The sequence below is a fragment of the Chryseobacterium rhizoplanae genome (genome assembly GCF_900182655.1).
GTDB classification, from domain to species: Bacteria; Bacteroidota; Bacteroidia; order Flavobacteriales; family Weeksellaceae; genus Chryseobacterium; species Chryseobacterium rhizoplanae.
In genome coordinates this window covers 278,103-300,726 of the sequence record NZ_FXTC01000003.1, presented here as the reverse complement: position 1 = coordinate 300,726, position 22,624 = coordinate 278,103, and the positions used below count along the sequence as shown (strand labels likewise).

Sequence of the window (22,624 nt, the reverse complement as noted above, 5' to 3'; positions counted from 1 at the left end):
TTTTCTTTTTAAGAATTTTCAAAACTTATGCCAAGGTAAGAAATTCAAATTCATTTCCGTATTTTTGACAACGATGAACAATCATTTTTTTGACTTAATAGAATATACGAACAGAAGTGTTTTTCTGACCGGGAAAGCGGGAACAGGTAAAACGACGTTTCTCAATGATTTTGTACGACGTACAAAGAAAAAACATATTGTGGTAGCACCCACGGGAATTGCTGCAATCAATGCGGGAGGCGTTACCATTCATTCCATGTTTGGGCTGCCGTTGAGAACTTTTCTTCCTACAACAGAAAGAATAGACACCAGTTTGGCTAATAATATTGCCGATCTGATGCCCCATTTCAAATACCGTAAAGATAAACTTAAACTTCTGAGAGAAGTTGAGATCATTATCATTGATGAGGTTTCCATGTTGAGAGCTGATGTTCTGGATATGATGGATTTTTCTTTAAGATTTATCAGAAGAAATAATCAAAGATTCGGAGGGGTGCAGATGCTCTTCATTGGAGATTTGTTTCAGCTTCCGCCTGTGGTAAGGGATGAGCATATTCTGAAAATGTATTACCATTCACCTTTCTTTTTTGACAGCCATGCCATTAAGGAAATTCCGATTGTTACCATTGAACTGACAAAAGTTTACAGACAGTCTGACCAGGGATTTCTGTCGATTCTGAATGCTATCCGGGACGGTGATGTGGATAATATAGATTTTAACCACCTTAATGAAAGATACGATCCTGATTTTGACATGGGGAAAGAATCTTATGTATACCTGTGCTCTCACAATAAAATGGCTGATGAAATCAATCTGGAAAAACTGACGGAGATCAAGGCAGATCCTCAGATTTATGAAGCTAAACTTGTAGGTGATTTTAAAGAAAACCAGTTTCCAAACGAACAGTTTTTAGAATTGAAAATCGGAGCGCAGATCATGTTTATCCGAAATGACATTTCCGGAGAAAAGAAATATTTCAACGGGAAACTAGGAGAGATTATTGCATTGGATGAAAATGAAATTCGTGTTGCGCTGGATGGAAGTGAAAATGAAATTGTAGTTAAAAGAGAAACCTGGGAACAGAAAAAATATTTCCTTGATACCGATAAAAATATTCAGGAAGAAGTATTGGGAAGTTTTGAACAGTTTCCGATAAAACTGGCCTGGGCTGTTACCATCCATAAAAGCCAGGGACTGACGTTTGATAAAGTAATTATTGATGCAGGAAAAAGTTTCACGGCTGGTCAGGTATATGTGGCTTTATCCCGTTGCAGAACATTGGAAGGAATTGTTTTAAAATCGAAAATTACCCCCGAAGTTATTTTCAAGGATAGCAGGATTTTGCATTTCCATACGGATACTATTGCCAACGACCATGTGGAAGCTATTCTGAATCAGGAGAAATATGACTACAGCATCAGAAAAGTACTTCGTACCCTTGACTGTACATGGTTTTTAAAAGAAGTAGAAGAATGGAATAACCTGTCTATTGTGACCAAGAATATAGATCATGCCAAGACTAAACAGCTTTATCTTCAGTTGAAACATGAAGCGGTAAATCTTGGGAAAATCTTTGAAAAGCTGGAAAGAATTATTTTCCAGAAAGTCAATAATTTTATTGAACAAAAAGAAGACTGGTCCGAAATTGAAAGTAAATCAAAAGGAGCCGTTAATTTCTTCTTTACAGAAACCAGAAATAAAATTTTCGATCCTTTGAAAGAATTCTATGCTGAAATAAAAGGAGCGAAAGGGTTAAAGCAATATAACGAGGAATTCAAAAACTGGCTGGAAGATATTGAAGAATACCTGAACAGTTTAAGAGAAATTTATCTTCTGGAAACTAAACTTTTAGATGAAAAGAATGATAAAGAAATCAATCTGAAAATAGCTAAAGTTCCGTCTCAGGTTTTAACCTTTCAGTTGTTTGAACAGGGAAAAACTATTGGAGAAATTGCTTTGGAAAGAGGTCTGGTAAAAGAAACAGTCATTGGCCATCTTGCCAAATTTGCAGAACAGGGATTGCTGGATATCTCCAGAGTCATTACTTCAGATAAGATCAAGGCTTTTGAAGATGAATTCTACAAAAACCCACGCGAAACATTGACTGAGTGGAAGAGTGCATTGCCAAGCCATTTTGAATTCAATGAAATCAGGATTTTAATTAATCATTATAATTATAAAAAAGGGAAGAATTCATAAGAATTCTTCCCTTTTTTGATGGTCACAAAAGTTCTTTGAAATTAAGGATACATAGTATTAATGGTATTGATATCCCCGGCTGTAAAGCCTGTTCTGTTATATGTAAAGTTTGAATTGTCTGCTCTTGTAATAGTTGGCAGTCCGTTTTTAGAATAAGAAGTAGGCCAATACATCATCACAGAATTGATGTTGAATGGTCCTATATCTGTCCCCGAACTATATATATTGAAATTATAAGATTGCCCACTTTGGATATTATTCCAAAGAATTTTTACATACTGATCTCTGTCTTTGCGGGTATGTTCATGATAAAGTCCTACCGTATGCCCCATCTCATGAATTACCGATCCTACAGAAATATATTGATCCAAAGAAACAGTTTGTTTTCCTCCCTGATATCCAATATGGGCCCAACCATCTGATCCGGACGAACTTCCAAAAATAAATTCTACATAATTGGTTTGGTTGGTACGTGGAATCCATTGAGTATTTGTTTTTGTATTGTACTCATTCACGGCAGTAGTAATTTTATTAGCATTGATAGATCCCATATTACTAGCAACAGTATAATAAATTTTACCGTTTGGCCATCTTGAATAGCTTGCACCACCCTTATTAAATTCACTGCCTTCTGTAAGTTGTTTGTCGGATAGAACAATGTCTCCCTGGAAAAAATTCATTCCGTTTTTTCTTTCATAACTAATTTCCTGGCCATTCAACTGCCCCTTTTTGACATTTTCAGTATTAAAAGCATTAGTTTGAGCTTCGGAGGTTATTTCTTCATTGTTTTTGCTACAAGATGTTAATAAAGCAGCAATAACAAGGCTCATAAAGACAGTTCTTCCTGTCAGAATCTGCAGAGAGAACAGACTTCTTGGTTTTTTGTTCATATTAAAGTTTTTTAAAGATTTGGTATACGAATATAAATAATATTTCTCTTTTTATTGAATTATTAATGTTAAAAAAACTTTTAATATGATAATTATTGAATGTGAGAATTTGCTTGAGTGAAATAAAAAGGGTTTTGAAAATACTCAAACCCTTTTTTATTTTATTCGTTTAATAAATCCTGATTAACTCTGTAACCCACTATTTTTATATCTCCTTCTTTATTCTTTTCTAAAGTAAAAGATTCTTCTGTTTTCTTAGTCCCTCTTTTTACATTATACATGAAGAAGTATTGACTTCGTGCGTTGTTTCCCTTCACAACCATTGTTTCCCATTTGGCAAGATTGTATTCTTCAACAGGGCCAATCGCATTGACTGTATTCATAAGTTTTACAAGTTTTTCTTTATCGGTCACTTCAAAAAACTTCTCACCAAATAACTTATAAATATCATCCGGATTTTTTCCATAACGAAGTTCCCAATAAAATTTTATGGGAATTTTCTCACCATCTGTTTTGTCTGATTCTCTGTCTTTATAAAATTGGTTGAAAGAGCAGCTGATTAAAAGGAATGATAAAAGCAGTAAATAAATATTTTTCATTTAAATTTTAGTGTCTAAGATTAATTTTCTTCGATTGTTATCATAAAAAGTAGCATGAAAACTCCTATCTCTGAATTCAGTTTCTGTATTTTCTATTTCATTAAATCTGCTTTTGTCTGTTTGGGAGAATTCAACGATCTCAAAGTGATTTTTGTCTATGATATTGAAATCTACCAATTTCAGATATTCATCCATAGAGTTTTTATCAAGCATAATTTTTCCGCCTCCACACCAATGCCTGTCCTGTCCGTTTTTCTTAATACCGGATACCCAGTATTCTTCCCCGGTTTCTATATCAAAATAGTTGGCAACATATTCCGGTCTTTTCAGTTTTTTGAAAGCCTTCCCATTGCAGTAAATAGTTTGTCCGGACTTTGAAAATTCCACAAAACCAATCCATGCCGGCCCGCTATGTCCGAAGGATTTGTTTTCGATATACATTATTCTTGTTTTCATGTTCTTGAATGATGTTGCAATTTACTCAAAATTGTATAACTAAAATCAGGTAAAGAAAATTTGAATTCCAATAGTTTTTCCCTGAATTAACCGATCGGTTTTATTAATTACAAAAAGTAACTAATGAAGTTTTTATGTTTTAAATTTGTATGGTTTTTTGAGACCAAAGAAAAATTAACATCTCAATATGAAAAATTTTGAAATTTCTGTTTTAGATCTTGCACCTGTAAAGCAAGGCAAAAGCATTCACGATACTTTTCAGGACAGCTTATCATTAGCGAACCATGCTGAAAATTTAAACTTTAAAAGATTCTGGCTTGCAGAACACCACAATATGGAGAGTATTGCCAGTTCGGCAACTTCAGTTTTGATTGGATTTATTGCCAATGGAACCAAAAAAATCAAAGTAGGTTCTGGAGGAGTTATGCTTCCCAACCATAGTTCTTTGATTATTGCGGAACAGTTTGGTACTTTGGAGTCTCTTTTTCCCGGAAGAATAGATCTTGGGGTTGGGAGAGCACCCGGTACAGACGGATTGACGGCTCAGGCTTTAGGAAGAAATCCTGCAATTATTAATGAACAGTTTCCAAGACAGATTCTGGAACTTCAGCGCTATTTTTCTAAGGAAAATTCAGATGCTATGGTTCGTGCTATTCCTGGGGAAGGGCTGGATATTCCCATTTATATTCTGGGATCAAGTACAGACAGTGCATGGCTGGCTGCGGAACTTGGTTTACCGTATGCATTTGCAGGACATTTTGCTCCGGAGCAGATGGAAATGGCTTTTAAAATATACAGAGAACATTTTGAGCCTTCAAAATATCTGGATAAACCTTATATTATTGCCTGTGTAAACGGTGTAGCGGCAGAAACTTCGGAGGAAGCTCATAGAATCTCCACCACTTTATTCCAGGCCTTCATCAATATCGTAAGAAATGACAGAAAACCTTTCGCTCCTCCTGTAGATGATATGGACGAAATCTGGTCACCAATGGAGAAATCCATGGTTCTGCAGAAGCTGAGATATACTTTTATCGGAGATCAGGCTGAAGTTCAGGAAAAGCTTAAAAATTTCCAGGAAAAATTCCAGGTTGATGAACTGATGATCAATTCACATATTTATGATCATCAGAAAAGATTGAGGTCTTATGAGATTTTCAGAGAGGCAGCTAACTCTATCCAAAGCGTAATAAACCATTCATAATTTGTTGGCAGATGCTTATTTTTATGAGTATCTTTGCAAAAATAAAAAGTAAAAATGTCCGATATTAAATTAAATACTATTCCAGAGGCTATTGAAGACCTTAAAAATGGTAAAATAATCATAGTAGTAGATGACGAAGACAGAGAAAATGAAGGAGATTTTCTTTGCGCAGCAGAGTTAACAACACCGGAAATTATCAATTTTATGGCGCTTCACGGAAGAGGGCTTATTTGTATGCCGCTTCCTGAGAAAAGATGTGATGAACTTGGGCTTGAAGTGATGGTAAGCAGAAGCAGCGATCCTAAAGAAACTGCCTTCACGGTATCGGTTGACCTTTTAGGAAACGGAACCTCTACCGGAATTTCTGCAGGAGACAGAGCCAAAACAATTTTAGCACTGATGGATGAAAAATCCAAACCTACAGACTTTATGAGACCTGGCCACATTTTCCCGCTTCGTGCAAGAAAAGGTGGAGTATTGAAAAGAGCCGGACATACTGAAGCAGCTATTGATCTTACGAATTTAGCAGGGTTAAAAGAAGGCGGAGTGATCTGTGAGATCATGAATGAAGATGGTACCATGTCCCGTCTGCCTGAACTTCATGCTTTCGCTCAGAAACACGATATGAAAATTGTTTCTATTGAAGACCTGATCCATTATCAGCTTAAAAAAGGAAACCTGGTTGAAAGACTTGAAGAGAAAAAAGTAAAAACGCATTACGGTGATTTTGATTTTTATGCTTTCAGAGAAACTTCTAATGACCAGATTCACTTTGCACTGACAAAAGGAGCATGGACCGTAGATGAGCCGGTTTTGGTGAGAGTACAGTCTTCAGATTCTTATTTTGACGTATTGACAAGATTAAACAACGGGGAGAAGCCATTATTGGAAAAAGTAACCGGTATGGTAAATGAAGCCGGAAAAGGAGCGATCATTTTCATCAATAATGTTTCTAACTCTGAAAATACATTGAGAAAACTTCAGCAGTTTCTGAACTATCAGGACGGGCAGGAGCAGCATCCTACTTTGGCGTACAATTACAGAGATTATGGAATTGGAACGCAGATCTTAAAGAATTTAGGAATTAATAAGTTCAAAGTAATCACTCAAAACCCTAATATCAAACCTCAGGTTGGAGGATATGATGTAGAGGTTACTGAGATGGTACAGCTATAATAAATTGAATAGTCAACGATAAGTTTTGACTGTTTACAATATAAAAGGTTTAGGATTTCTTAAGCCTTTTTTAATGGTATAAAATTTAAAAAGCCATAAAAGTATTTGAAAATAAAACTTTTATGGCTTTTATATAGTAAGATAATGATCTGAGTTTTATCCTTAGCTTAATGTGATTCCATCAAAATTCCTGAAACCATTTAAGAAATCTTTCACAGTCATTCTTTTTTTACCTTCCAACTGAAGTTCCAAAGGATAATACATTCCGTCCTGAGTATAGATTTTAAATTCATTTTTGGAAATATCTAAAGTTCCTGCCGGTTTTTCATGGTCAGAAAGCTCAAATTTACCACCGAATATTTTTAATCCTTTTTCTTCGTTTTCAATTTTTAAAGTTGTAAAAGCAGCAGGATAAGGAGACATTCCCAGAATAAACTGATGAATGGTTTTTGAAGACTGGTTCCACTTGATTCTGGTATCTTCCTTGAAAATTTTATAAGCGTTTTTAGGATGTTCTACCTGTGGCTGAGGTTTTTCTTCAATAGAATCTTCAGCGAGACCATCTAATGTTTTCACTACGAGTTTTGAACCCATTTCCATCAATCTGTCATGAAGGCTTCCTGCATTTTCGTCAGGTAAAATTTCTATTTCCTGCTGAAGGAGAATATTACCCTCATCAATTTTTTCATTGATAAAGAAAGTAGTTGCTCCTGATTTTTCTTCCCCGTTAATGACTGCATAATTGATGGGAGCAGCTCCTCTGTAATCCGGCAGTAAAGAAGCATGAAGATTGAAAGTACCCATTTTAGGCATTTCAAAAAGAACTTTAGGCATCATTCTGAAAGCCACTACTACAAAAACATCGGCATCCAGTTTTCTAAGTTCTTCCAAAAATTCAGGATTTCTCAGCTTTTCCGGCTGAAAAACAGGAATATTGTTTTCTTCAGCATAGACTTTTACAGGGGATTGGTGAATTTTCTGTCCACGTCCACTTGCTTTATCAGCTACAGTTACAACACCTACCACCTGATGGTGAGATTGATGGATTGCCTCCAAAGATGTTTTTGCAAACTCAGGAGTCCCTAAAAAAACGACTTTCAATGATTTCATACTACAAAGATAAGTTTTTGATCTGAGAGTCTGAGGGTAGTAGAGTTTTAGAGATAAGATGAGTTCATAATCATGACATCACGCATTCTTTCAGAAAATTTTTATTATTGCTTATTACTTATTACTTATTACTTATTACTCATTGCTTATAACTAATGATTAAGCTCGTACGTTCTGAAGTTCAGCATTCTTACTTTTCCGGAATCTAAAAGGAAAATAAGATTTTCTAAGATGTTCTCTTTAGAATGATAGCTCAACTGTATAGAAAGCTCTTCAATTGTTGCCGGCTTTTTAGCCAGTAAATTAACAATCTGCTGAGAAATATTTTTACCAAACATTGATTGTTTATTTTTTTCACAAACAGAACATTGGCCACAGTTTTTTGAATTTTTTTCACCAAAATAGGCCAGGATGAGTTTCATTTTGCAATATTCATTATTTTCTGCATAAAACTTCATCTCCTCCCATTTCTGGATTTTGTTTCTCTGAATATGTTCAAATACCTTCCAATAAACACTATTTACTGCTCTTTCATCACGGGGTTTCAGGAACTTAATACTGGACAGCGCGCCATCAATATATTCAAGGTAATTCTTTTGCTGCAGTTCCTTAAGACGTTCTTTGATCAAAGGAACACTGACATTGATTTTATTGCTTACCTGCTGTTCACTGAACATTACCTTATGGGTAGTAATACCGGATATCGTACGGAAAAGAAGCTCCATAAAATAAGCATCTTTTTGTGGTAACTGATCTATTTCGTCTGCTTTGATATATAGTTCGAGAGAAGACAGACTTTTGTTTTCATTATAGTAGATAATTTCCTGGTTGTGCAGAAAATTAAGTATGTTTTTGATTTTTGCTTTCGACAGTTTTGTAAAATTCTGTATCCCAAGAGTATTCAGCTGAAATGTTTTTTCAGGAAGCTCAAATTCTGCTACCTGAAAAATAGAGTAGAGGTAACTGATGATCTTTAAAAATTCTGCTTTGTTGGGCGTTTGATTTTTTAAGATCTGATCAAAATTCAGGAGTTCCTGTTTATTCCAAAGCATGAAGGCAAAACTGTCTTTTCCATCCCTTCCGGCCCTTCCGATTTCCTGATAATAGTTTTCCAGGGAGGCAGCAGGAGAGTAGTGGATTACAAATCGTACATTGTCTTTGTCAATACCCATTCCAAAGGCATTGGTAGAAATAAGAACATGATTGTCACTGTTGTTCCAAAGATTCTGTCTGGCATTTTTTTCTTTGGTGGTTAGACCCGCATGAAAATAATCTACATTTTTCAGTTGATTTTTTTTCAAAAATTCTGCCAGCAGTTCAGCTTCTTTTCTGGTTCTTACATATACAATTCCAGAATCATTACTGTATTTTAAAATATCAAAAACACGTTGGAATTTATCAGATACTTCATCTGTAAATATTTTAATGTTCTCTCTCTTGAAACTTTTTTGGAAAACAAAGGGTTTTTTAAGTTCCAGTTTATTTTTGATTTCTTCCAGGACCTTTGGTGTTGCAGTGGCTGTCAGGGCAAGACAAGGGATCTCAGGATTATTGCTCCTGAATCCTTTAATATTCTGATAACTTGGTCTAAAATCCTGGCCCCATTCTGAGATACAGTGAGCTTCATCAACTGCAATAAAGGATAACTGAATTTCCTGCATGTTCTGAATAAACTGAGTATTGGTAAGTCTTTCAGGAGAAACATAGAGTAATTTGGTAAGGCCTTCTTTACAACGGTTGTAAATTGTTTCCGCATCATATTCATCCAGTTCAGAGGAAAGATATTCTGCTTCTATACCACGCGATTTAAGCTGATTTACCTGGTCTTTCATTAACGCAAGTAAGGGAGAAACTACCAGGCAGGTTCCTTCTTTCAGTAAAGCGGGCAATTGATAGCATAAAGATTTTCCTGCTCCTGTGGGTAACAGAACCAGCGTGTCTTTTTCATTAATGACAGCGTTAATAATTTCTTCCTGAGCATCTCTGAAATCGGTATAACCCCAGAAATACTTAAGAGTATCATATTTGAGCTTTTGAAAATCCTGCGGCGAAATCATGTTGTAAAAATAAGGAAAGTATTAGGACAAAAAAAGTCACGCCAGGCGTGACTTTCATATAATATAAATAAGTTTATTATTTAGCTTCGAAGTAAACTCTTCTGTTGGCTCTGTTTTTCCATTCAGGGCACTTCGTTGCTGGCTCACACTCAGGGTATTTAAGGTCTTTTTCACCTTTTCCTATTGCCTGTAGTTTACCTGTTTGAACACCGTTTTTGATCAGATAGTTCTTAACGTTGTTTGCTCTTCTTTCAGATAGTTTTTGGTTGTAAGCATCAGTACCCCTTGTATCAGTAGCTCCGATTACACTATAAGAACCATTTGAAGAATTAATATAGTTTACAGCATTATTTAAGATTGGAGTGTTTGAAGGTAAAATTCTGTCAGAATTTAAATCAAATTCGATTCCTTCCAATTTAGTTTCTGTTTCTACTACAGGTCCTGTTGTTGCTACAGGACATCCGTTGTTTTCAACAGGTCCAGGAACCGTTACACACTTGTCGTAAAGGTCAATTACACCATCAAGGTCTGTATCAAGGGCAACTCCGGCACCATCCACTCTTGCTCCTGCAGGAGTGTCAAGTTGTCTGTCCCAATCATCGCATACCCCGTCGTTATCAGCATCTCCTTTTTTACATACTTCGATATCCTGGTTTTTATTAGCCAGTACATCCAGTTTGTAATAGATTTCCTGAAGCGGGTCATGCCACATCAGGTGAGATTCGTGTTTTCCTAATTTTACGGAAACCCCTAAAGTTGCATTGAAGAAGTTGTCAGAAACCTGCTCAGAACGCTTGTTGATAGCGCTGTAAGCATCACCACCACCATCAAATTCATCATCACCGGTTACTACATACATCAATCTACCTTCAATATCGATTCTTCTGTTCACTTTAAACTTCAGACCTGTACCAGCCTGCATGAACATAGAACCTAATTGGAAAGGTTTTACTTCAGTCATTAATCTCTGTTTGTTGCTTCCGTCTTTCTGGTATGCTCTGTACGCAATTGTACCGATACCTGCATATCCATGAAGAGCCCATCTGTAAGGAGAATGATTATCAACTCTTCTTAATAAATTAGAAAAGTTAATGTCTCCTAAGATTGAGATAGCATCATACTGAGTTCTAGCTCCTACTGCTGTTGCATCAGGTGCAGCATTTTTAGTATTGAACCATCCTTGTCTGGTTTCACCTTTGTCATACTGTAGATTGATTCCGAAAGCATGGGTAATTGCTTTATCAATACTTAGATAGGCAGAATATCCAAAAAGGTTCTTACCGTTACCATTTTTGATTGAAGTCAAATCTGCTGACTGAAGAAGTGGAACTCCAACCCCTGCAGAGATAGACCAATCGTTAAATCTTTTAGATTGGCTGGTGAAAGGGGAAACATTAGCAGATCCCGAAGAAAATGTATTAGGGTATTCTCCTTTTGAAACTGCCGTTGAGTCTTGTGCATAAGTGGCAGAAGGAATTGCCAAAGCAAATGCTACAATTGCTAAACTTAATTTCATAGTGTTATTTTTTTAAGTTAAGTTATTTTAAATGATTTTTTACGCCAAAAAGCGATTTTTTGTTATTTTTTTTCAAATCAAACTAGTTGATTTTTAATGTGTTTCATACTACTATCCTGAAAATAATGATAAAGGTATGTAAAATAATTCGTAGTAGAAAAAAAATAAACCGAAAAGAAATAATTCTTTTCGGTTTTGATGTATTATAAATTATTTCTTCTTTTTCTTAGCAGGTACTTTTTTTACTGCTTTCTTTACAGATGCATCTTCATAGTCTTTCTTTTTGATAGAATCCCATTCTGATGTCTCTATAAATCTTACCGTAACTTTTCTGTCTGCCATTCTTTCAGCATCTGAAGCTGATGCAGGGATTGTAGCTTCTGCAGAACCTACTCCTCTTGATTTCAGTACATTTTCTTTGATGCCTCTGGTTTCCAGAGCTCCTACAACAGCAGCTGCTCTTTCTTTAGACAGTCTTAAGTTATAAGCTGCATTTCCTTTGATATCGGTATGTCCTGTTAACAAATAATTACCTCCATTTTCTTTAATAATTGACGCCGCCAGATCCAATTTTTCATTAGACTCAGGTCTGATAGTCGCTTTATTAAAATTGAAGTAAATATCTTTAAGGGTTTTCTCTACTTCTACAGCAGTTTCCTTGTTGTCTTTTTTGATAGGGCATCCGTTGTTTTCAACAGGTCCAGGAACCGTTACACATTTGTCATAAAGGTCAATTACACCATCAAGGTCAACATCAAGAGCAACTCCGGCACCATCCACTCTTGCTCCTGCAGGAGTGTCAAGCTGTCTGTCCCAATCATCGCATACCCCGTCGTTATCAGCATCTCCTTTTTTACATACTTCGATATCCTGGTTTTTATTAGCCAGTACATCCAGTTTGTAATAGATTTCCTGAAGCGGGTCATGCCACATCAGGTGAGACTCATGTTTTCCTAATTTGAAAGTAAGACCTAAAGTCGCATTGAAGAAGTTGTCAGAAACCTGCTCAGAACGCTTGTTGATAGCGCTGTAAGCATCACCGCCACCATCAAATTCATCATCACCGGTTACCACATACATCAATCTACCTTCAATATCGATTCTTCTGTTCACTTTAAACTTCAGACCTGTACCAGCCTGCATGAACATAGAACCTAATTGAAAGGGTTTAATTTCCGTCATCAATGTCTGTCTGTTATTTCCGTCTTTCTGGTATGCTCTGTACGCAATTGTACCAATACCTGCATATCCATGAAGAGCCCATCTGTAAGGAGAATGGTTATCAACTCTTCTTAATAAATTAGAAAAGTTAATGTCTCCTAAGATTGAAATTGCATCATACTGAGTTCTTGCTGCTACCGCTGTTGCATCAGGTGCAGCATTTTTAGTATTGAACCATCCTTGTCTGGTTTCACCTCTGTCATATTGCAGATTGATTCCGAAAGCATGGGTAATGGCTTTATCAATACTTACATAGGCAGAATATCCAAAAAGGTTTTTACCATTACCATTTTTGATTGAGGTTAAATCTGCCGACTGAAGAAGTGGAACTCCAGCCCCTACTGAAATAGACCAATCGTTAAATCTTTTAGATTGATTGGTAAATGGGGAAACATTAGCAGATCCCGAAGAAAATGTATTAGGGTATTCTCCTTTTGAAACTGCTGTTGAGTCTTGTGCATAAGTGGCAGAAGGAATTGCCAAAGCAAATGCTACAATTGCTAAACTTAATTTCATCGTGTATTATTATTTGATTTCTTTTGAAAAAGAATTTTTAATTATTTGATAGGACATCCGTTATTTTCAACTGGTCCTGGTACAGTTACACACTTATCATAAAGGTCAATAACTCCGTCAAGGTCCATGTCTAAAGCAACTCCGGCACCATCTACTCTTGCTCCTGCAGGAGTATCAAGCTGTCTGTCCCAATCATCACATACTCCATCATTGTCAGCATCTCCTTTTTCGCAAACAACAAGATCTGTTGATGCATTTTCAAGAACGCTGGTTCTGTAGTAAGCTTCCTGAAGTGGGTCATGCCATGCAAGGTGAGATAACTGCTTTCCTAATTTGAAAGATAGTCCTAAACTTACTGTCCAGGCATTATCTGATCTTCTGGAGTTTAGCATATTGTATTTTGAACCTGGCGTTGAAGGATCATAGTCATTAGGATCAGCCCATCCGCCGCCATCAAATTCATCATCACCACTGATGATGTACATGGTTCTTGCTTCAACATCAATAAGTTTTGAGACATTATATTTAATTCCTATACCTCCCTGGTAGAAGATAGAGTTGATATCAATGTCTTGCTTAATGAATAAAGGAGTTCTTCTTGGAGTAGTGCTCCATCTGAACTCATCATTATCATGTAATGATGTTCTGAATCCCTGAACTCCAATTCCCATATATCCATGGAATGCCCATCTGTATGGGGAATGGTTGTCTACTCTTCTGAATAAGTTCGAGAAGTTAATATCTCCTAATAAAGAGATATTGTCAAACTGTGTTGTTGCAGTAGCAATTCCTGATTTTACACCTGCAGCACCGGGAAGCTGTGCTGTCTGTTTCGTTTCTCCTCTCATATACATAACGCTTAGAGCGAATGCATGTGTGATTTGTTTGTCTACGCTTACATAGGCATTGTACCCCCAATTGGTTTTATCCTTGCGGATAGATTTTAAATCGGAATGAACCATAAATGCAGGACCTCCCCCGACAGAAATAGACCAGTCTCTGAAGCGTCTGGCTTTATTGTCGAAAGGTTGTACATTAGCGGAGCCTGAGGAGAATGTATTAGGATACTCTGTGGAAGAGTTTACTGTAGTGCTGCTGTTCTGTGCGAACGCTGCAATTGGCAATGTCGTAGCCAATAATAATAAACCTAATTTCATACAATATGTTTTATGTTTTAAATAAAATCTTTTAATAATACTCTGGAAAAATCCCTTTCAAAAAGATGTTTTTTATGAGGGATTTCTAATCTTTCTGATTGAAAATTTAATTCATTATACTTAATGATATCAATATCTATTATCCTGTCAGTATAGCCTCCGGATACCTTTGAATCATTAATTCTTCCCATCTCAACTTCTATATTCTTAATACAATCAAGCAGTTGAATTGGCGAAAGAGGAGTGAATATTATTGCTGCAATATTACAAAAAATATTGGAACTGACAAACTCTACGGGTTCAGACATTAAATATTCGCTGGTTTGTGAAATGTTATTTCCAGCATCTTTTAGCTTCTTTAATGCAAGCTCTACATTTTTTTTTTGCTCTCCTAAGTTACTTCCTAGTAACAAAACGACCTTATGCTGCGACATATTAGAAAATTGATTGATTTATGAGAAGTTTCTTCAAAAATGTTTTGGCAAATATAGTAGCAATTGTCATACTTTGCGCTCTATTTTTCATCTTTTTCATTATGATGCTCGTGTTCAGTTCTATGGGAAGTGATAAGTCGGTGGCGGTGAAAAAAAATTCGGTTCTTACGATTAATTTAAAGACAAATATAATTGATAGTCCTACTGAAGAGGAGATGGGATTGTTTGGTATAGGTGCCCAAAATAAAAGCGTCCTTTTATATGATGCATTGGAAGCTATTAATAAGGCTAAGACCGATGATAATATTAAAGGGATCAGTATTGAGGCAGATAATCTGAATGCAGGTCTGACTCAGATTGATGATCTTAGAAATGCTATTGAAGATTTTAAGAAGAGCGGAAAATTTGTGTATGCTTATGGAAACGGAGTGTCACAATCAGCTTATTATTTAGGATCTGTGGCGGATAAATATTATCTGCATCCGGCAGGAGGTATTGAATTGAAAGGTCTTTCCACTGAAGTTACTTTCTTTAAAGATTTTGCTGATAAATATGGTATTGGGATTGAAGTGATCCGTCACGGTAAATTCAAATCTGCTGTAGAACCTTTTTTAAGAAATGATATTTCACCGGAAAATAAAGAACAGCTAGGTACTCTTCTGAACGACCTTTGGAAAAATACATCCAATAAAATGGCTGCTTCAAGAAAAATTGATACCGCACAGTTCAGAACGATTACAGACAGTTTATACGGAATGATTCCTGAGCAGAGCTTGAAATATAAGCTTGCGGATAAACTTATTCAGAAATCAGAATATGAAGATCTTCTTAAGGCAAAACTGAGTGTAAAAGAAAAAGAAAAACTGAATAAGATTTCTTTGACAAGCTATATCAATTCTTACGCTGATGAAGACAAATCCGGTGAAAAGATCGCGGTGCTTTATGCTTCAGGATCTATCAACAACGGAGACGAATATAATGATATTCATTCTGAGAAATATGTGAAGTATATTAAAAAACTTCAGGATGATGACAAAGTGAAGGCAGTAGTTTTCAGAATCAATTCTCCTGGAGGAAGTGCCAATGCTTCAGATGAGATTTTATTTGAATTGCAGCAGCTGAAAAAGAAAAAGCCATTGGTAGTTTCTTTTGGTGATTATGCGGCTTCAGGAGGATATTATGTTGCTATGGCAGCTGATAAAATTTATTCAGAGCCTAACACACTTACCGGTTCTATCGGAGTATTTGGGGTAATGCCTTATTATAAAGATATAGCGAACAAAAACGGAATCCGTGCGGATATTGTTTCTACGAATGCTAATTCTATGTATTATTCAGGACTAAACGGAGTGACTCCTTATGGGGTAAATATGATGACGAGAAGTGTGGAAGGTACTTATAAAAGATTTGTACATTTTGTAACGCAGAACAGAAAGAAAACTTTTGAGCAGATTGATAATGTAGGTGGCGGTAGAGTATGGAGCGGAGTTCGTGCTAAAGAGATCGGCTTAGTAGACGAATTGGGTACTTTGAATGATGCTGTGAAATTTGCTGCACAAAAAGCAGGATTGAAGTCTTATCAGGTAGACGCTTTCCCTAAGAGAATGTCACCATTTGAGCAAATCTTCAAGGATCTGAATGAAGAGGACGTCTCTGCCAGAATTATTAAGAACAAGATCGGTAAATCCAACTATGAGATTCTACAGCAGATTACAGATAAAAAGCTACAGTCTGAGGTGAAAATGGAAATGCCCTACCAGATCAGAATCAACAACTAAACTAAATTTTATATTGTATACAAAAATCCCGGATCTGAAATTTCAGATCCAGGATTTTATTTTTTTATCAGCGTTAATATCAGCTTTTCTTGGTAGCCATTCCATAAATCCAGAGGATAATTAATGCGCCTCCGATTGAAAGAATCCAGCTTCTCGGATTCCAGAATGAAGTGACATCTCCCCAATGAAGAATGTAAACTCCTATAGCTCCTCCTATAAATGCTCCCAGAATTCCCAGGATAATAGTGATTAGCCATCCTCCTCCCTGAGTTCCGGGCATGATCATTTTAGCGATTGCACCTGCAATAAGACCGAATAAGATCCATGTTAGTATTCCCATAGTTGCAAATTTTTTTAATTGTTAATATTTAAAATTGATTTGTTGCTAATATAAGGGAAAACATGATATAAATCATCTTTTCTTGAAGAATGAGTCTACAAATTCCGTACCATTAAAAAGCTGTAGATCCTGCATTTTTTCGCCTACACCAATATATTTAACCGGAATCTGGAACTGGTCAGAGATACCAATTACCACGCCTCCTTTTGCTGTTCCGTCTAGTTTTGTAACTGCCAATGCGTTTACTTCCGTTGCTGCTGTAAACTGTTTTGCCTGTTCAAAGGCATTCTGTCCGGTAGAACCATCCAGAACCAACAGGATTTCATGAGGAGCATCAGGAATTACTTTCTGCATTACTCTTTTGATCTTGGAAAGTTCGTTCATCAGGTTGATCTTATTGTGAAGTCTTCCTGCCGTATCAATGATCACAACGTCTGCATTTTGTGCTACAGCGCTTTGTACAGTGTCAAATGCCACGGAAGCAGGGTCAGATCCCATTTCCTGTTTTACGATGGGAACGCCTACTCTTTCGCTCCAGATCACCAGTTGATCTACTGCAGCGGCTCTGAAGGTGTCAGCAGCTCCGAGAACTACTTTTTTACCCTCTGATTTGAACTGGTGAGCCAGTTTTCCGATAGTTGTTGTTTTTCCCACTCCATTTACTCCTACCACCATGATGACATAAGGTTTTTTGGAGGTATCAATATTTCCTGTACTGGCATGAGGATTTTCAAGCAGGAGCCCTGAAATCTCATCACGAAGAATTTTATCCAGTTCGTTTACGCTTACATATTTGTCTCTGGCAACACGTTCTTCAATTCTTCCTATGATTTTGATAGTAGTAGAGGCGCCTACATCGGATGCAATCAGTATTTCTTCCAGATCATCAAGAACTTCATCATCTACTTTGCTTTTACCGACTACGGCTTTCGTCATTTTTTCAAAGAATCCCTGGCTGGATTTTTCCAATCCTTTGTCTAAGGTTTCTTTTTCTTCTTTTTTGAAAATATTTTTAAACCAACTCATAGTTTTAGTTTATTCTTATTTATTTTTAATCACTGCTGTGGCTTCTACTTCTATAAGCACATCATCTCTGAAGAGCCTGCTTACTTCCACAAGGCTGCTTACAGGAGGGTTTTGAAGATTGACATACAAATCCCTTACTTTTCTGAAATCAGGTGTTTTTTTGATGTCTGTGGTAAAGATTCCCAGTTTAATGATGTCTTTTCCTGTTCCTCCATATTCTTTCAGGATATTCTCGATATTTTTGAAAACCTGCTGAGTCTGCTCCTCTATCGTTTTTCCCACAAGATTACCCTCCGGATCCAAAGGCACCTGTCCAGATAATAAAATCATTTTGGAACTCCCGCAGTCAATACTTACTGACTGTGACAGTCCTTTGATGTTGAAAACTTTTGGCGAACTTTTATATTCTACAGGGTTCATTGTTTTCTGACTGAATGAAAATAGAAAAGTTGCTGTGCAGGCCAGAACAAGTATCTTTTTCATACTTTACTGATTAATAATCTGGTGCACAAAGATAACAAAAAAACTACCCAAAATATGAGTAGTTTTTTATATTGTAAACAAAGTACTGATTATTTTTTCAAATAACCGTCTACTTCGTCAGCATTCATTACTTTTTCTTCGAAAACGTAAGCTCCTGATTTAGAAGACTTAACCATTTTCACCACTTTCGTCATTTTCTTAGACTGACCGCTTTGTAGGGTTGCTACTACTTTCTTTGCCATGGTAAGTTATTATTTATAAATTACTTAATTTCTTTGTGAAGGGTAGATCTCTTAAGAACAGGATTGTATTTTTTCAATTCCAATCTCTCTGTAGTGTTCTTTTTATTTTTTGTAGAAATGTATCTAGACATTCCTGGCATACCGCTTTCTTTGTGCTCTGTACATTCAAGGATTACTTGAACTCTATTTCCTTTTTTTGCCATGATTTATTAATTCTTTTTAATCAATCCGTTTCTAGTAGCTCTTTCAATAGCTTCCTCGATTCCAATCTTGTTAATCACTCTCAATCCATGAGCTGATACTTTCAGTGTTACGTGCTTATCTTGCTCTGGAAGGTAAAACTTCTTCTCTAATAAGTTAATTTCAAAACGACGCTTCGTTTTGTTATTAGCGTGAGAAACGTTGTTACCAACCATTGCACGCTTTCCTGTTATTTGGCAAATTCTTGACATATCTCGATGTTCTTATTTGTATAATATTTGAGAGTGCAAAATAACGAAGAATTTTTTAGATAGACAAATCTTTTGGAAAATATTTGCAAATAAGTGACTGATTAATAATCATGAATTTTTAAAATAGCAGAATCCTTGGGATACAGCAGATAATCAGTGCTGATATAATTCATACAGGCTTTTTTTTAAGCAAAGAAGTTAATATTCTATCTTTGTTTTTAATTAATCTAAATAAAAACAACTATGAGGAGGATTTATATTTTATTGTCTATGTTACCTGTCAGCCTGGTGGCCCAGAATTTTACAGAGGTGCAGACCAGCATGAATAATTTTTATTATTCAGCGGCAGACATTGCTGATATAGATAACAATGGTACAATGGATATCGTGCTGAACGGAGCAATAGATTCTGATGGTGATGGAAATGTAGACAATACTTATAATGAAGTATATCAGAACAATGGAACAACATTACTACCTTATGCCGGATTGGGAGCTGATGTGACCCATCTGGGAGATATCAGGTTTATTGATTATAATAATGACGGGCTGATGGATATTATCTCCACAGGACTCAGCTATATGGATGTTGTAAATTATAAACAGTACCGATTCAAAAATACAGGAACAGGGTTTGTGAAAGAAGCTGAACTTCCCGGGAAAATTTATGGATCTGTAGAAGTTTTTGATTTTAATCATGATGGAAAATCGGATTATGCCATCAACGGAACTCAATATGCCCATGGAGGAGGGTTTGGAAATACATTGGATTATTATAAAAATACAGGTGCCGGTTTTGATCTGACAGCAAACTGGGTTGACGGAACTCAAAGCGGAAGCTTTAAAGTAGTAGACCTTAATAATGACAAGCTTCTTGATCTTGTTATTATCGGGTCAGATATCAATGGTGATCCGGTTTCTAAAGTGTATATGAATCAGGCAGGCGTTCTTACTCCTACGCAGGATCTCGCGCCTGTAGCTGTTGGGAAAATGGATTTTGCAGACTTCAATGCGGATGGTTTTCAGGATATTGTCGTGATTGGGAGAGACGGAAATGATGAAGGATATTTTGCAGTTCTGATGAACAATGGTATGGGTAATTTCACCCCTCAAACAATTACCGGAACTGATATTTCAGATCTTTCGCTGAGTGTTGGTGACCTTAATAATGACGGGTATTATGACTTTATCATTTCAGGAAATGAAAACTATAATGCTGTGGTGAAGACCTATATCTATGATGTTTCCAATAATAAATTTAATGAAGGAACATTATCAGGTATCACTGCACTTGGAGGTCCGGGATTGGTCCAGCTGTTTGATTTTAATAATGATCATCATCTGGATATCCTGTTGGGTGGATTTGACTGGGCTGCTTCTGATCTGCCTTCACTGACTAAAGTATTTAAAAATAATTCTGCTGCCGCAAATGAAAAGCCTGCACCACCAACACAACTGAATATGACCAAAAACGGAAACCGTTTTAATTTTACATGGAGTGGCGCTTCGGATGACAAAACTCCGGTAAATGCATTGCGTTATGAAATTACGGTAGGTTCTACACAGGGAGCTCATGATATTGCTAAATATGTTGTGACGACCCCATCATGGTTCCTGGATCTTGATCCGGGCATTGAGAATGTATATTGGAGTGTGAAATCTATTGATGCTTCAAAGGTGTATTCTGATGCTTCTGTACAAAGTGTATTGGGAGCAGCTGAAATTAAATCTGATAAACAGCTTATCATCTATCCGAATCCTGTATCTGATAAATTATACATCAAAGGAGAAAAAGTTTCTGAAGCTGAGATGTATTCTATGGATGGAAAAAAACTGAATATCAGTGTGAATGGAGATCAGTCTATTGACGTTTCTCATTTGCCTAAAGGAGTGTATTTATTAAAACTGAAGATAAAAAACGAAATAACCACAAGGAAGCTTACGATTAAATAATTGAATCAATTCTATCTTCTATCAATGAGAAAAGCCAGACGTCCAGCTGGCTTTTCTCTTTTTTATGAAATAAATCTGAGGAATCTGCAGAATTTTTGATTGTTGATTCTTGTGGTATTCGTGCAAAAATTTGTGTAATTAGTGTTTAACAATTACGCTTTCTTCGTTTTCTTTTTGAACCATTCAATCAGGTAATAAAAAAGTAAGAACCCCAATGCAAATAGGGAAAACCTTGAAAGGATATCTCCTGCTCTGGTATAGAATGTCTTGGTGTCATACAAGTTTACTTTCGCAAATAAAGCTGTTTTGTCTCCATAGAAAGTATCAGCAGTCACCTCACCTTTAGCATTGATATGGGCAGATATTCCACTGTTTGCAGCGCGGGCAATTTCTCTTCTGGTTTCAATGGCTCTAAGTTTAGCATAAGATAAAAGCTGTTTATGTCCTTCTGTAACACCCCACCAGGAATCATTGGTCATAATGGCTAAGAAATTGGCTCCTTTTTTTACATAGTCAGTTACAAACTCCCCGTAAATACTTTCATAGCAGATAATAGGCGCCAGTTTCCCTTTGTTGTAAGGATTTGAAAAAGCAACTCTTTCTTTGTCTGTTCCCAAAGAGGCTACAGTTCCTCCCAGGTTGAGCATAGCATCTCCTAAAAGTGGTTTTAAAACATTCATATAAGGGAATATTTCAACACCGGGCACCAATTTTCCTTTGTGGTAGGCTTGTACTTTCTGGTTAGGCACCAATTGAATTGCTGTGTTATAACTGCTCACCCAAACACCGCTATTGATCTGGTAAGCTTCTTTAGGTAAATCAGCAGGATTATAAAAAAAACGGTGTGAAGAAATTCCGGTTGCAAAAACAGATCCCGGATGATTGGAGAGAAATCCTTTGATATTGTTTAAAAGTAAACTTTTTTCAAAAGCGGTTTCAGAAATAGATCCTCTGCCGGGAAGAGCCGTTTCCGGCGCAATATAATAATCAATTTTACCGGTAGAATTTTTTTCAGCAAGTGCCAGTAAATCCTGCTCAATGGTAAGGCTGTCCTTTGAATATTTTTCAGCATAAGGATCAAGATCCGGCTGCAGCATCAGAACGCTTACCTGTCCGGTTGGTTTTTCGTCAAAATTATGGTATCTGATCACTGAAATAATCATTGGCAGAACAATTAAAGCCCCAACAATAGCTGAATTTTTAATCAGGTCTTTTCTCTTTCTTCCAGCTTCCCAGGTTCTTACGGTATAAAAAATCAGAACATTGATCAGAAGAATCCAGAAACTTCCTCCGGTAGCTCCTAAAGTGTCATACCACTGGATCAGTTTTGGATAGTCGGCGAATACATTCCCCAGATTCAGCCATGGCCACGTCAATTCCCATCCCAAATGAAATTTTTCAAAACTCATCCAGATCGCAATCAGAAATCCTAATCCCCAATAGGTTCCCTGGGCATTTTTGTACCAGTGATAACATTGGAAGACTAATGAATATAAAAGAGAGTTGACCAATACCGGGAATACAACAGCCATCAGAGAATGGCTTCCGTCAGGGTTCTTTGAGCCATACAGCCATCCTGTAGTGACTATGTTCCAAATCACAAAACATAGATAAGACAATCCGAAGACGACCCAGCTTTTCCTTTTGTAATCTGAGAATTTTGAAACGCCATGTTCCATCATCAGAAGAGGAACAAGGGCAAAAAATATAAAAAACGGAACTCCATAAGTTGGCCATGAAACCGACAGCAGCATTGCTGAAATAAGTGTAAGTAGAACGTATTTCATTAAATTATTTTAATACACAAATTTAAT

The 22,624-nt window shown here is 36.5% G+C and carries 21 protein-coding genes; 5 read left to right on the top strand and 16 right to left on the bottom strand.

The window, feature by feature from the left end:
* Nucleotides 1-73: 73 nt before the first annotated feature.
* On the top strand, nt 74-2,200 hold the full coding sequence (locus tag FN817_RS10040; protein ID WP_142717796.1) for a helix-turn-helix domain-containing protein: 2,127 nt from the start codon (nt 74-76) through the stop codon (nt 2,198-2,200).
* 41 nt (nt 2,201-2,241) lie between these two features.
* Here FN817_RS10040 and FN817_RS10035 read toward each other — a convergent pair whose 3' ends face one another.
* The 3 genes from FN817_RS10035 to FN817_RS10025 form a co-directional block, all read right to left on the bottom strand.
* Nucleotides 2,242-3,090 carry a M12 family metallopeptidase gene (locus tag FN817_RS10035; RefSeq protein ID WP_142717795.1) on the bottom strand — a complete coding sequence of 283 codons (849 nt, stop codon included), beginning with the start codon at nt 3,088-3,090 and terminating at the stop codon, nt 2,242-2,244.
* Between the two features lie 161 nt (nt 3,091-3,251).
* Complete coding sequence (locus FN817_RS10030) at nt 3,252-3,689, bottom strand: hypothetical protein (RefSeq protein ID WP_142717794.1); 438 nt, start codon at nt 3,687-3,689, stop codon at nt 3,252-3,254.
* Nucleotides 3,690-4,145, bottom strand: a complete 456-nt coding sequence (locus FN817_RS10025; RefSeq protein ID WP_228451518.1) for a hypothetical protein — start codon at nt 4,143-4,145, stop codon at nt 3,690-3,692.
* Nucleotides 4,146-4,332: 187 nt separating this feature from the next.
* Between FN817_RS10025 and FN817_RS10020 the strand changes: the two genes are divergently transcribed.
* Entirely contained in the window at nt 4,333-5,349 is a 1,017-nt protein-coding gene (locus FN817_RS10020) for an LLM class flavin-dependent oxidoreductase (RefSeq protein ID WP_142717793.1), read from the top strand.
* Between the two features lie 54 nt (nt 5,350-5,403).
* On the top strand, nt 5,404-6,525 hold the full coding sequence (gene ribB, locus FN817_RS10015; protein WP_047425887.1) for a 3,4-dihydroxy-2-butanone-4-phosphate synthase: 1,122 nt from the start codon (nt 5,404-5,406) through the stop codon (nt 6,523-6,525).
* Nucleotides 6,526-6,687: 162 nt separating this feature from the next.
* Here ribB and fmt read toward each other — a convergent pair whose 3' ends face one another.
* The 6 genes from fmt to folK form a co-directional block, all read right to left on the bottom strand.
* A complete protein-coding gene (fmt, locus tag FN817_RS10010) occupies nt 6,688-7,635 on the bottom strand; it encodes a methionyl-tRNA formyltransferase (protein ID WP_142717792.1) in 948 nt (315 codons plus the stop codon).
* 152 nt (nt 7,636-7,787) lie between these two features.
* Nucleotides 7,788-9,692, bottom strand: a complete 1,905-nt coding sequence (locus FN817_RS10005) for a RecQ family ATP-dependent DNA helicase (RefSeq protein WP_142717791.1) — start codon at nt 9,690-9,692, stop codon at nt 7,788-7,790.
* Between the two features lie 76 nt (nt 9,693-9,768).
* Nucleotides 9,769-11,208, bottom strand: coding sequence for an OmpA family protein (locus tag FN817_RS10000; protein WP_142717790.1), 1,440 nt, complete (start codon nt 11,206-11,208; stop codon nt 9,769-9,771).
* A 210-nt stretch (nt 11,209-11,418) separates the two neighbouring features.
* Complete coding sequence (locus FN817_RS09995; protein ID WP_142717789.1) at nt 11,419-12,945, bottom strand: OmpA family protein; 1,527 nt, start codon at nt 12,943-12,945, stop codon at nt 11,419-11,421.
* 41 nt (nt 12,946-12,986) lie between these two features.
* Entirely contained in the window at nt 12,987-14,102 is a 1,116-nt protein-coding gene (locus FN817_RS09990) for an OmpA family protein (protein ID WP_142717788.1), read from the bottom strand.
* Between the two features lie 17 nt (nt 14,103-14,119).
* Nucleotides 14,120-14,536, bottom strand: coding sequence for a 2-amino-4-hydroxy-6-hydroxymethyldihydropteridine diphosphokinase (gene folK / locus FN817_RS09985; protein ID WP_142717787.1), 417 nt, complete (start codon nt 14,534-14,536; stop codon nt 14,120-14,122).
* A 20-nt stretch (nt 14,537-14,556) separates the two neighbouring features.
* Between folK and sppA the strand changes: the two genes are divergently transcribed.
* Complete coding sequence (gene sppA / locus FN817_RS09980; protein WP_142717786.1) at nt 14,557-16,314, top strand: signal peptide peptidase SppA; 1,758 nt, start codon at nt 14,557-14,559, stop codon at nt 16,312-16,314.
* 79 nt (nt 16,315-16,393) lie between these two features.
* Here sppA and FN817_RS09975 read toward each other — a convergent pair whose 3' ends face one another.
* From FN817_RS09975 to rpmB, 6 genes are all read right to left on the bottom strand, one after another.
* A complete protein-coding gene (locus tag FN817_RS09975) occupies nt 16,394-16,654 on the bottom strand; it encodes a GlsB/YeaQ/YmgE family stress response membrane protein (RefSeq protein ID WP_050019846.1) in 261 nt (86 codons plus the stop codon).
* 72 nt (nt 16,655-16,726) lie between these two features.
* Nucleotides 16,727-17,680, bottom strand: coding sequence for a signal recognition particle-docking protein FtsY (gene ftsY / locus FN817_RS09970; protein ID WP_047386493.1), 954 nt, complete (start codon nt 17,678-17,680; stop codon nt 16,727-16,729).
* A 15-nt stretch (nt 17,681-17,695) separates the two neighbouring features.
* Entirely contained in the window at nt 17,696-18,163 is a 468-nt protein-coding gene (locus tag FN817_RS09965; RefSeq protein ID WP_142717785.1) for a RidA family protein, read from the bottom strand.
* 89 nt (nt 18,164-18,252) lie between these two features.
* Nucleotides 18,253-18,405, bottom strand: coding sequence for a DUF4295 domain-containing protein (locus FN817_RS09960; protein WP_002976755.1), 153 nt, complete (start codon nt 18,403-18,405; stop codon nt 18,253-18,255).
* A 20-nt stretch (nt 18,406-18,425) separates the two neighbouring features.
* Entirely contained in the window at nt 18,426-18,608 is a 183-nt protein-coding gene (gene rpmG / locus FN817_RS09955) for a 50S ribosomal protein L33 (protein WP_027373683.1), read from the bottom strand.
* 6 nt (nt 18,609-18,614) lie between these two features.
* Nucleotides 18,615-18,857 (bottom strand): 50S ribosomal protein L28, encoded by a 243-nt coding sequence (gene rpmB, locus FN817_RS09950; protein WP_002976757.1) that lies wholly within the window; start codon nt 18,855-18,857, stop codon nt 18,615-18,617.
* Between the two features lie 243 nt (nt 18,858-19,100).
* Here rpmB and FN817_RS09945 point away from each other — a divergent pair, with 243 nt between their 5' ends.
* Nucleotides 19,101-20,810, top strand: coding sequence for a T9SS type A sorting domain-containing protein (locus FN817_RS09945; RefSeq protein WP_228451517.1), 1,710 nt, complete (start codon nt 19,101-19,103; stop codon nt 20,808-20,810).
* 152 nt (nt 20,811-20,962) lie between these two features.
* Here FN817_RS09945 and lnt read toward each other — a convergent pair whose 3' ends face one another.
* Complete coding sequence (gene lnt, locus FN817_RS09940) at nt 20,963-22,597, bottom strand: apolipoprotein N-acyltransferase (RefSeq protein ID WP_142717784.1); 1,635 nt, start codon at nt 22,595-22,597, stop codon at nt 20,963-20,965.
* Nucleotides 22,598-22,624: the final 27 nt, after the last annotated feature.